The sequence below is a fragment of the Paenibacillus sp. FSL W7-1279 genome (assembly GCF_037969845.1).
Taxonomy (GTDB): Bacteria; Bacillota; Bacilli; order Paenibacillales; family Paenibacillaceae; genus Paenibacillus_AQ.
The window spans coordinates 7,092,083-7,103,469 of sequence record NZ_CP150215.1 but is presented as its reverse complement, the minus strand read 5'-3'; the positions used below and the strand labels follow the sequence as shown (position 1 = coordinate 7,103,469).

Below are 11,387 nucleotides of genomic sequence, written 5' to 3'. Positions count from 1 at the left end.
TTCAGGTCCGGAGGATATTATGGGTTCTACTTCGTTTCGGCAATTGACTGGCAATGCGCGGGGCTGTCTCGTTTACGAGCCGCTGTTTCTTATTCCTTACAGCATGTTCACGACGTACACCTCGATCTACATGTACCAACTTGGGGTAACCGAGACGGGAATCGGCTGGATTACCTCCATCGGTTTGCTTGTGCAGGTGCTTTCTTCGTTTCTCAGCGGGTATTTAACGGACCGTTTAGGCAGAAAAAAAGCGCTGCTGTACTTCGACGTACTAAGCTGGACCGTGGCTACGCTGCTCTGGGCGGTTTCGCAGAACTTCTGGTTTTTTGTGATCGCGGCGGTCATTAACGGCTTTCAGAAGGTGCCGCATACCGCCTTTTACTGTCTGCTGGTGGAGGACACCGCGCCGAAGGAGAGGACCTATGTCTTTACGCTGCTGCAGCTGATTAGCGTCGTCGGCGGCTTGTTTGCACCGATCGGCGGGCTGCTGGTGTATCATTTTACGCTTGTGCCCGGGGTGCGCATCATGTTCGTGTTGGCCTGTATCCTGATGACGATCCAGTTCATCGGGCGCCACTATGCGACAAGGGAGACGGATATCGGTTACCGCAAGATGAAAGAAACGAAGGCAATGAGCCTGCGGGAGGGGATGTCCGACTATGCTTCGGTGATGAAGAGCATGCTCGGAAACCCGCTGCTGCTGATGATCTTCGGCGTGTATATATTATTTAATTTTCAGATGACGGTGAAGACGACCTACGTCTCCATTTTCATGGTGGAATATTTGCATTTGGGGAGCGGCCTGATCTCCGTCTTTCCGGCATTCTCCTCCGTAATTATGCTCATATTCATGCGGTGGATCATGCCCCGAATCGGAGAGCAGCATGTGCACCGGACGATGGTATGGGGGTTCGTTATATCGGTATTGTCCAATGTCATACTGGTGTTTGCGCCGCAAGGGGATCTGCTGGTGCTGAGCTTGAGCACCGTCATTGCCGCAATCGGCATCATGATGACGTACCCATACTTGGAGACTGCGGTGGCCAACGCCATTGACGATGAGAATCGCGCCAAAATATTCGCGCTGCTCCAGGTGCTCATCCTCATTGTCATTTCGCCATCCGGCATCATTGGCGGCTGGGCATATGGAGTTGATCCGAGAATTCCCTTCTTGCTAGTTGCCGGGGCATTCGTGATCAGCATCCCGCTTATGCTGCTGTACGGCAAAAAGGTAAAGGCGGCGCCTGTTGAAGCCGGAGCTTAAGATAGGCATGAGATTGAGCTCATGGTTAAAAAAGGTTGGGTGTGCATTTTAAGCGGCGAAAAGCGAAGAAATATGAATGGAGAGGCACTCCGGGCAAGGAGGAGCCTCTTTTTTACGTTGGTTATTGCAATTTGGTTAGTGTTCACTTATGATATGAGCATGAAAAAGAAACCACATTTCGATAGCAAGAAGAAGGATATTTTGCAGGCTGCCATGAAGCTCTTCGCGGAGAAGGGCGTGGACGGCGTATCGGTGAAGGAGATCGGCGCGGCGGCGGGCGTAACGGATGCGGCGATCTATAAGCATTTTACGAATAAGGATGCCGTGGCAGCGGAGGCGTTCGAGGAATACTGCAGCAGCTATACGCGTCTGGTGGATGATTATGCGTCCCGCCCCGGCTTGTTTACAGAGCGGCTGTCGGCGCTCGTCACCCGGGTGCTGGCTTCGTATGACGAGGATAAATACGGCTTGCTGCTCTTGTCCCAGCATCACGAGCTGTTTACGGAGGTGCTCAAGAGCAGAGGACGCCAGCCGCTGGACGCCTTGCATGATCTGCTTGAGCAAGCGGTCTTGCAGCGGGATATTCCGCCGCAGAATACGCGGTTAACCGCCGTGCTAATCATCGGTGCATTCAACCAGCTGGCGATCGCAACGATGCAAGGGGAGCTGGAGGAACCTTTGTCGCCGCTGGCATCTGAAGTGACGGCGCATTTATTGGCATTAACAGGTTTGGGAAAAGGTCCGGCGTGACCTTTTCTTTTTACCATTAGGTTAGTGTTTGTTAACCAAATTACGAGGGGGAAGAAACATATGAAAAAGGTTTTAATTATTCAAGGCAATCCCATTGCGAACAGCTATGGCAGCCTGCTGGCCGAGGTCTATGCGAGGGGGGCGGCCGAGTCCGGGGCGGAGGTGCGGGAGCTGGTGCTTGCGGAGCTGGAGTTTGACCTGAATCTCTCCGGCGGCTATAAGGGTAAACAACCGCTGGAGCCGGATCTGCAAAAAGCGCAGGAACTGATCTCTTGGGCGGATCACCTGGTATTTGTGTACCCGAATTGGTGGGGCGGCATGCCGGCGCTGCTCAAAGGGTTCATCGACCGGGTGTTTCTGCCGGGCTTTGCCTTTAAATACCGCAAGAACTCGCCCTTGCCGGAGCAGCTGCTCAAAGGGAAGACGGCCCGTCTGATCGTCACGATGGATTCGCCGTACGTCTACTACCGTTTCTATCTCGGCCAGCCGGGGCATCAAATGATGAAACATTCCATTCTGAAGTTTTGCGGCGTAGGCAGTGTGCGTGCCACGAACATTACGCAGCTTCGCAAAATGCCTGAAGTGGCAAGAAAGCAATGGCTTGAGCGTGTACACAGAATGGGACGGAAATTGGCCTAAAGCTGGCAGAGTGTGTGATGTACAGTTCCTTCCAATGGCTTGACTTCTCGGGCAGGAGGATTATAATTCATACAACAAATGAAACGAAAAGAATGGAAGGGTACGTTTTTTCAAAATCAAATCTTGATGTATATGCCGGGGAATAGGGCCCAGGCGTTTCTACCAGGTTACCGTAAATGACTTGACTACATGAAGGTTGAGAATCCCACCACCCAGCTAAAGCTCCGCAATTATGGAAGCCGGGCTGGAAAATCATCTTGATTGGAATCCGGCAGGTTTTAACGGATGAGGTGATGTGCAGACTAGATAGCATACCATTGCTGATGCACGGGACTTCTCTTCCTCTATGGATATAAGTACAGGCACCCCGGGCAGATACGCTGCCCGGGGTGTTTGGCGTGTTATACAGCGGATCGATTTTGTATTCTTACCGTTCATTAAAAAAAGGGGAGCGTGCAATCATCATGAGTTCAATCCAGAGACAGAAACGATACGAGGTCAGCCGGCAGCTGGGGAAGGTTGCCTTAGGACAGGAGCCAGCCGATCTGGTCATCAAGAGCGGCACGCTGGTAAATGTGTTTACAGGCGAGCTTCAGGAGCGAGTGGACGTGGCCATGGCCTCCGGGCGCATTGCTTATATCGGCAACGCGGATCACACGATCGGGGAGGGGACTCGGGTCATCGAAGCGAATGGCCGCTATATCTCGCCGGGCCTGCTCGACGGCCATATGCATGTGGAGAGCACGATGCTCACCGTGACCGAGTTTGCCAAGGCGGCTATCGTTAGCGGAACGACAGGGGTATATATGGATCCCCATGAGATTGCCAACGTATTCGGCATGGAGGGCGTGCGCTGGATGCACGAGGAAGGGCAGCAGCTGCCGATGAAGGTGTTCACCACCATACCTTCGTGTGTGCCGTCAACCTTCGATCTGGAGGATGCCGGGGCGCAGCTGGGCGTAGCCGACATTGAGGAAGGGCTGACATGGCCCGGTGTTGCCGGGCTTGGCGAAGTGATGAATTTCCCGGGCGTCGTGTATGGCGATCCGACCATGAGCGGGGAGATCGAAGCCACGCTGCGTGCAGGCAAGACGGTGACCGGGCATTTTCCGGCAGAGGACGACCGGATGCTGCAGGCATATATGGCAACCGGCGTAAGCTCCGACCATGAGACGGTAACCCGGGAGCAGGCTTTGGAGAAGGTTCGCCTCGGCATGCACCTGATGATCCGCGAGGGTTCGGCTTGGCAGGATGTGAAGGAAGTTGTTAAGGTCATAACGGAAGATAAGGTGCGCACAGACAATATTTCTCTGGTTACGGATGATGTGTATCCGCAGACGCTGTTGAGACTCGGACATATGAACCATGTGGTCCGCCGCGCTATGGAAGAGGGCGTGGACCCGGTTACGGCGATCCAGCTGGGAACGATCAACGTGGCTCGTTATTTCGGGATGGACATGGAGCTTGGCAGCATTTCACCTGGCAAAACGGCGGATATATTGCTGATTGATGATCTGTTGAGCATGGTCCCTTCCGTTGTGATCACGGATGGCGAAGTGGTTGCAGAGAACGGCCGACTCGTGAAGGCGTTCCCTGTATATCAATACCCGGAAAAAGCTTTTAACTCGGTCAAACTGCAGCGTTCGCTTACTGCGGATGACTTTCTGCTGCGCAGCAAATTCGATGCAGCGCGCACGGAAGTGAACGTGGTGCGCGTCATCGAGAACAGCGCCCGTACCGCTAAAATGACAGCGGTGCTCTCCGTGGAGCAAGGGGTGATCCAGCCAGACCTGGATCAGGACGTGGTTCAGCTGGCATGCATTGAACGCCACGGCACGACGGGGCAAATCTCGCTCGGTTTTGCGAGCGGCTTCGGACTGAAATCCGGCGCAGTTGCGTCCACAGTAGCGCATGACAGCCACAATCTGCTGGTGATGGGCACGAATGCCGAAGATATGGCACTCGCGGCGAATGAGCTGGCCGCGTGCGGTGGCGGCATGATCGTAGTACGGGACGGCAAGGTGCTGGCGAAGGTGGCGATGCCGATTGCCGGTTTGCTGGCGGACCGTCCGGTTGAGATCGTAGCGGAGGAGGTCGCTGCCTTGGAGGAAGCTTGGAAGGAGCTCGGATGCTACATTCATGCCCCGTTCATGACCTTCTCGCTCATTGCGCTGCCGGTGATTCCGGAAATCCGCATAACCAACCGCGCGATCGCGGACGTAACGGAATTCAAGCTCATCGAGACCGAGATTGGCGCGGTTCAATAAGGGCGCAGATACACCGAAGCAGGCTGGCCTTCATGTCAGCCTGCTTTTTATATTGTAAATACAGGCTTTTAAATCGCGAGCAGAGGCAGCGAGTCCTTTCCATTTTCCTCGATGTGCACAAAATCGCAATTCACTTAGTGATTTTCGTCACAAATTTATAACTTTTTGCTCCAGTTTCAGTCCTGATATTGTGATGTTTATCACAATCCTTTAGGGCGTGGTCTGCGACAATACAAAAAGAATCAAATTTGAAGTGATCACGTGAGCTAAAGGAAGGGGTATCTGATATGGATCCGGTTATGCTGGCGCGAATTCAATTCGCATCGACAACCATTTTTCACTTTATTTTCGTACCGTTGTCCATCGGGTTGGCGTTTCTGATTGCCATCATGGAGACGATGTATGTTGTTAAAGGCCAGGAAGTCTACAAGAAAATGGCGAAGTTCTGGGGAAAGCTGTTCCTGATTAACTTTGCGGTCGGGGTTGTGACAGGGATTCTGCAGGAATTCCAGTTCGGCATGAACTGGTCGGATTACTCAAGGTTTGTCGGGGACGTATTTGGCGCACCGCTTGCCATTGAAGCATTGCTGGCGTTTTTCCTAGAGTCGACGTTTATTGGACTGTGGATATTCGGTTGGGACCGTTTATCAAAGAAGGTCCATCTGCTTAGTATCTGGCTGGTGTCCTTCGGCACCCTGATGTCCGCATTCTGGATTCTGGCAGCGAATTCGTTCATGCAGCGTCCCGTCGGATTCGAGATGAATAATGGGCGGGCGGAGATGAATGATTTCTTCGCACTGATTACGAACGGTCAGCTGTTGGTGGAGTTCCCGCACACGATCTTCGGGGCACTGGCAACCGGGGCGTTCCTCGTTGCAGGTGTGAGTGCCTACAAGCTGATGAAGAAGCAAGATTTGGATTTCTTTAAGAAATCATTTCACATCGCCATCGTGATTGGCCTCATCACCTCCATTCTGGTTGCGGTATTCGGTCACCAGCAGGCGCAGTATTTGGTGGATACGCAGCCGATGAAGATGGCCGCTGCGGAGAGCCTGTGGGAAACGAGCGATGATCCTGCGCCTTGGACGGTCATTGCGGCCATCGATCCGGATAAGCAGGAGAACACGATGGAGTTTAAAATCCCGTATTTGCTCAGCTTTTTGTCCTACAGCAAGTTTTCCGGTGAAGTCATCGGGATGAAGGAGCTGCAGGCGCAGTACGAACAGCAATATGGTCCTGGAGACTATATTCCGCCGGTTCGTACCACCTTCTGGAGCTTCCGGATTATGGTGGCCGCTGGCAGCGTCATGATTCTGCTGGGATTGTACGGAGCGTGGCTGATGCTGCGCAAAAAGGTCGAGAAGGCCGGCAAATGGTTCCTCAGACTGATGCTGCTCGGCATTTCGCTGCCGTTCATCGCCAATACGTCGGGATGGATCATGACGGAGATCGGACGCCAGCCTTGGACGGTATTCGGACTGATCACTACGGAGAACAGTGTTTCACCGAACGTCAGCGCAGGCTCGATCCTGTTCTCGCTGATCATGTTTACTGCCATTTATGCGGTGCTGGCAGCCGTTATGGCGTATCTATTTATCAAAGTCATTAAGAAAGGACCGTATGCGGCGGAGGAAGAGGACCACCACGCAAGCGATCCGTTTAATAAGGAGGGCTACAATGCTGTCTCTTAACGAACTGTGGTTTGTGCTCGTTGCCGTCTTGTTTATAGGGTTCTTCTTCTTGGAGGGCTTCGACTTCGGGGTCGGGATGTCCACGCAGCTGCTGGCCAAAAATGATACCCAGCGCCGGGTGCTGATCAACTCGATCGGCCCGTTCTGGGACGCCAACGAGGTCTGGCTGTTGACGGCGGGCGGCGCCATGTTCGCCGCCTTCCCGAATTGGTATGCGACGCTGTTCAGCGGCTTCTACATTCCGCTTGTCTTTCTTCTGCTGGCCTTGATCGGACGCGGGGTGGCCTTTGAATTCCGCGGCAAGGTGGGCGATGTTCGCTGGAAACGGGTGTGGGACGGTGCGATTTTCATCGGCAGCGTGCTTCCGCCATTCCTGCTCGGCGTTGTTTTTGCCTGCCTCATTCAGGGGCTCCCCATTAACGAGGAGATGCAGCTGCATGCCGGATTGTTTGATGTTGTGAATGGCTATACTGTGGTTGGCGGACTGACGATGGTGATGCTCTGCCTGCTGCATGGCTTGATGTTCACAACACTGCGCACGATGGGGGATCTTCAGGAACGGGCGCGCCGTATGGCCCGGAGACTCCTGCTTCCCGTAGCGGCCCTGTTCGTTGCATTCGGAGTGATGACGTATTTCATGACCGATATCTTCGAGAAGCGTGGCGTGGCGTTAACCGTGCTGCTGGTGCTGGCTTTGCTCGCATTCCTGCTGGGCGGATATTTCATGAACATCAAACGGGACGGCTGGGCCTTCGGGATGACCGGGGCGGTTATCGCACTCTTGGTAACGTCCGTGTTCGTGGGCTTGTTCCCGCGCGTGATGGTCAGTTCCATCCATTCCGCATTTGACCTGACTATTTATAATGCGGCCTCCGGACCGTATTCCCTCAAGATTATGACGATTGTGGCGGTCACGCTGCTGCCTTTCGTATTGGGCTATCAAATTTGGAGTTACTTCGTTTTCCACAAACGGGTACATGAGAAGGAGCATTTGGAGTATTGATGGGAAAAGATCTGCTGGGATACAAAGGCGCCAAGACGGTATTCTTCCTTGTCGCCGTATGTACCCTGGCACAGAGCATGGCCATCCTCCTGCAAGCCAAGTGGCTGGCGGAAGCCGTATCCGCCCTGTTTGCGGGATCAACGCTGCAGGAGCAGGGGGAGACCATTGCCTTGTTCCTGCTTGCATTTCTGGCACGCCACGGCATCTCGGCTGTGCAGCAAGGATTCGCACAGCGCTTTGCCGAGGAGACGGGCACGAGCCTGAGGAAGCAGCTGCTGGATGAGCTGTTTCGGAATGGGCCGTCCTTTGTCCGGTCGGAAGGAACGGGCAATGTGGTTACGCTTGTGCTGGAGGGCATCGGCAAGTTCCGCAAATATGCGGAGCTGACCATACCGCGTTTGATGGGGGCGAGCATTACCCCGGCGCTGGTATGGCTGTACGTGTTCATGACGGACCGGATATCAGGCATTATTCTGCTGGTGACCATGCCGATTCTGATCGTATTTCTCATCCTCGTAGGGCTTGCCGCGAGAAAGCAAACTGAGCAGCAGCTGGATTCCTACCGAATGCTGTCCAATCATTTTGTGGATTCGCTGAGAGGGCTCACTACCCTGAAGTTTTTGGGACAGAGCCGTAAGCACAGCGAGAGTATACAGCAGGTCAGCGAGGGATATCGTGCAGCTACCATGCGGACGCTGCGCGTGGCGTTTCTGTCGTCCTTCGCACTGGATTTCTTTACGATGCTGTCCGTGGCATCTGTTGCGGTAAACCTGGGCTTGCGCCTCATAAACGGCAGCCTGGAGCTGCTGCCCGCGCTGCTCATCCTGATCCTGGCACCGGAGTATTTCCTACCGGTGCGCATGGTCGGGGCGGACTTTCATGCCACGCTGGACGGCAAGCAGGCAGGGAAAGCGATGCAATCCATGATTCAAGAGGCCCGGAAAGGGCGTTTGGGTGGAATCTCGGGTTCTGTTGCTGCGGAGGGTTCGGTCAATGGAGCAGGTCCATTCGAGCCAACTGGAGCGCTTGAAACCCCGGCGGCAGGAACGATGGAACGGACCTCAACGGGCTTAACATTTAAAATTCAAAATAATTTCTCTAGTTCCAGCCTCAGACCGCAGCCGCGATTCCAATGGGATCACCAAAGCGTGCTGGAGCTGTCCGGAATCGGCCTCAGGCACGAAGAGTTGGGGCCGGCCTCCTTGGAGGATGTCAGCTTCCGGATACCGGGTCAACGCAAGATCGGCATCGTCGGGGAGAGCGGGGCCGGCAAATCCACGCTCATCGAGCTACTGGGTGGATTTATGGCGCCTACATCCGGCGTGATGGAGCTAAACGGCGTGAAGCTGGAGGACAGAAACCGGCGGGCGTGGCGGACCGAGGTCACCTATATGCCGCAGCAGCCGTATTTATTCGGTGCTACCTTGGCGGATAATGTGCGCTTCTATGCACCGGAGGCGTCCACAGTGCAAGTCGAAGCAGCGGGACTGTCAGATCTGGTGAAGAGCTTGCCTGGCGGACTTGAAGAGATGATCGGCGGCGGCGGGCGCGCTTTAAGCGGCGGTCAGGCACAGCGCGTGGCCTTGGCCAGAGCGCTGCTCGGCGACCGGCGGGTTCTGCTGCTGGATGAGCCGACGGCCCACTTGGATATCGAGACGGAATACGAGCTGAAGGAGACGATGCTTTCCCTTTTTCAAGATAAGTGGGTATTCCTCGCGACGCACAGACTGCACTGGATGCAGGATATGGATTACATCATCGTTCTGCATCAGGGGCGGGTGGCGGAAACGGGAACCCACGAGGAGCTTATCGCTCGGCAAGGCGTCTATTATGGGTTGATTACATCGCAGATGGAGGGAGTACAATGAAGCAGGAATCGTGGTTTCGGCCTTATGTAACGGCAAACTTCTGGCGCTTTCTGCTGATTGTGTTGCTTGGTGTGCTCACGATCCTGTTCGCCGGGATGCTGATGTTCACATCCGGGTATTTGATCTCCAAGTCCGCCCTACGGCCGGAAAATATCCTGATGGTATACGTGCCGACCGTAGGGGTTCGGACCTTCGGCATCGGACGCGCGGTCATCCATTACGTGGAGCGCCTGGTGGGGCATGACACGATTCTTCGCATCCTGTCCCAGATGCGCCTGCGGCTGTACCGCATTCTGGAACCGCAAGCCCTCCGTTTATCCTCCCGGTACCGCACCGGGGATCTGCTGGGCGTGCTCTCCGATGATATCGAGTATTTGCAGGACGTCTATATTCGTACGGTCTTTCCAACGATTGTTGCGCTTGTGTTATACGCCGGGGTCATTCTGGCCGTCGGCTTGTTTGATCCGGCATTTGCTCTTCTGCTCGCGCTGTATGCAGCCGTGCTGATTCTGGTACTGCCGCTCGTTTCCCTGCTGCTCACCAAGCGGAAGAACCGGGAAATGAAGCAGGCACGAAGCAACCTCTACCAGAAGCTGACCGACGCGGTACTGGGCATTCATGAATGGTATGTCAGCGGCCGGCAGACGGAATTCCTGACCGGATATGAGGCGGATGAAGCGGAGGTCGACCGGACCGATCGCTCTCTCAAGCGCTGGTCGCGTCTTCGGGCTTTTATCGGCCAATGCGTGGTTGCCGTGACGGTGGTATCGATGGTGTATTGGTCAGGAAGGCAGTATGCGGACGGCTCGATCGATGTTACGCTGATCGCGGCTTGCGTGCTGGTTGTGTTCCCGTTAATGGACGCATTCCTGCCGGTATCCGAAGCCGTGGAGCGGATTCCGCAGTACGGCCAATCGGTCGCAAGGCTTCAGGCGATAGAAAGCGCCGAAACATCTGAAGGGAAACGGAATCGGGGTCAACAGCTCAATAAGGGAGAGATCGAATCTGTCATAAGCAGCGGTGTCCATGTGAAGGCGGATGGCGTCAGCTTCCGTTATGATCAGGCGGCAGGCGGCAAATCCGGGCTGGAACGATCCGGTATGAATGGGGAAGGGGCTACGTTAACGGATGTATCCCTGGATATTCCTCCTGGGGCCAAGGTAGCCATTATAGGGCGTTCAGGTGCTGGCAAATCCACCCTGCTGCAGCTGATTCAGGGTGTGCTGGCACCCTCAGGGGGCAGCCTGACTTTAGGCGGAGTGGATTCCGTGCGGTTTGGCGATGAGATATCTTCCGTTATTTCGGTGTTGAACCAGAGTCCGCATTTGTTCGATACGACGCTAGCAAACAACATCCGGCTCGGACAGCCGGATGCCACGGAAGCGGAAATACGGGACGCGGTTGCTTTGGCACGGCTAGAACCGTTGGTGGCTTCCCTTCCGGAAGGTCTTCGCACCCGAATGCAGGAAGCCGGACAGCGTTTCTCCGGAGGAGAGCGCCAGCGCGTGGCTTTGGCTCGAATCCTGCTGCAGAAAACACCCGTTGTCATTCTGGATGAGCCTACGGTCGGGCTGGATCCCAAAACCGAGCGGGAACTGCTGTCCACCATATTCGCCAGCCTGCAGGACCGGACCTTGATCTGGGTGACGCATCATCTGGTCGGCGTGGAGCGCATGGATGAGATCCTCTTCATGGAAGACGGTCAAATCGTCATGCGGGGTACCCATGATGAGCTGATGCAGCGATATCCGCGGTATCGGAACCTGTACCGTTTGGATCGTCCGGCGATATAGACAGCGATAGCGATTTGCCAGCAGAAGAACCGGCCTTTTCAGGAGGGCGGTTCTTCTTTTTGTTGCCTTCTTTTTTTCTTATAAGCCCGATAAAAGATCAGAATCCACGCGC

The 11,387-nt window shown here is 54.8% G+C and carries 8 protein-coding genes and 1 riboswitch; all 8 genes read left to right on the top strand.

Annotated elements, in window-relative coordinates; all coding sequences use genetic code 11:
• The first annotated feature begins 19 nt into the window (after window positions 1-19).
• The 8 genes from MKY82_RS32165 (at window position 20) to cydC (ending at window position 11,275) form a co-directional block, all read left to right on the top strand.
• Window positions 20-1,264, top strand: a complete 1,245-nt coding sequence (locus tag MKY82_RS32165; protein WP_339295079.1) for an MFS transporter — start codon at window positions 20-22, stop codon at window positions 1,262-1,264.
• Between the two features lie 159 nt (window positions 1,265-1,423).
• Window positions 1,424-2,014: a TetR/AcrR family transcriptional regulator gene (locus MKY82_RS32160; RefSeq protein WP_220687244.1), complete on the top strand. Its 591-nt coding sequence runs from the start codon at window positions 1,424-1,426 to the stop codon at window positions 2,012-2,014.
• A gap of 60 nt (window positions 2,015-2,074) precedes the next feature.
• On the top strand, window positions 2,075-2,653 hold the full coding sequence (locus MKY82_RS32155) for an NAD(P)H-dependent oxidoreductase (RefSeq protein ID WP_220687245.1): 579 nt from the start codon (window positions 2,075-2,077) through the stop codon (window positions 2,651-2,653).
• A gap of 106 nt (window positions 2,654-2,759) precedes the next feature.
• Window positions 2,760-2,861: riboswitch (purine riboswitch) on the top strand.
• Between the two features lie 256 nt (window positions 2,862-3,117).
• A complete protein-coding gene (gene ade, locus MKY82_RS32150) occupies window positions 3,118-4,920 on the top strand; it encodes an adenine deaminase (protein ID WP_339295078.1) in 1,803 nt (600 codons plus the stop codon).
• Between the two features lie 287 nt (window positions 4,921-5,207).
• Complete coding sequence (locus MKY82_RS32145; RefSeq protein ID WP_071218780.1) at window positions 5,208-6,611, top strand: cytochrome ubiquinol oxidase subunit I; 1,404 nt, start codon at window positions 5,208-5,210, stop codon at window positions 6,609-6,611.
• A complete protein-coding gene (cydB, locus tag MKY82_RS32140) occupies window positions 6,598-7,614 on the top strand; it encodes a cytochrome d ubiquinol oxidase subunit II (protein WP_339220443.1) in 1,017 nt (338 codons plus the stop codon). Before MKY82_RS32145 ends, cydB begins: the two co-directional genes overlap by 14 nt.
• Window positions 7,614-9,482 carry a thiol reductant ABC exporter subunit CydD gene (cydD, locus tag MKY82_RS32135; protein WP_339296733.1) on the top strand — a complete coding sequence of 623 codons (1,869 nt, stop codon included), beginning with the start codon at window positions 7,614-7,616 and terminating at the stop codon, window positions 9,480-9,482. Before cydB ends, cydD begins: the two co-directional genes overlap by 1 nt.
• Entirely contained in the window at window positions 9,479-11,275 is a 1,797-nt protein-coding gene (gene cydC, locus MKY82_RS32130; RefSeq protein WP_339295077.1) for a thiol reductant ABC exporter subunit CydC, read from the top strand. Before cydD ends, cydC begins: the two co-directional genes overlap by 4 nt.
• Window positions 11,276-11,387: the final 112 nt, after the last annotated feature.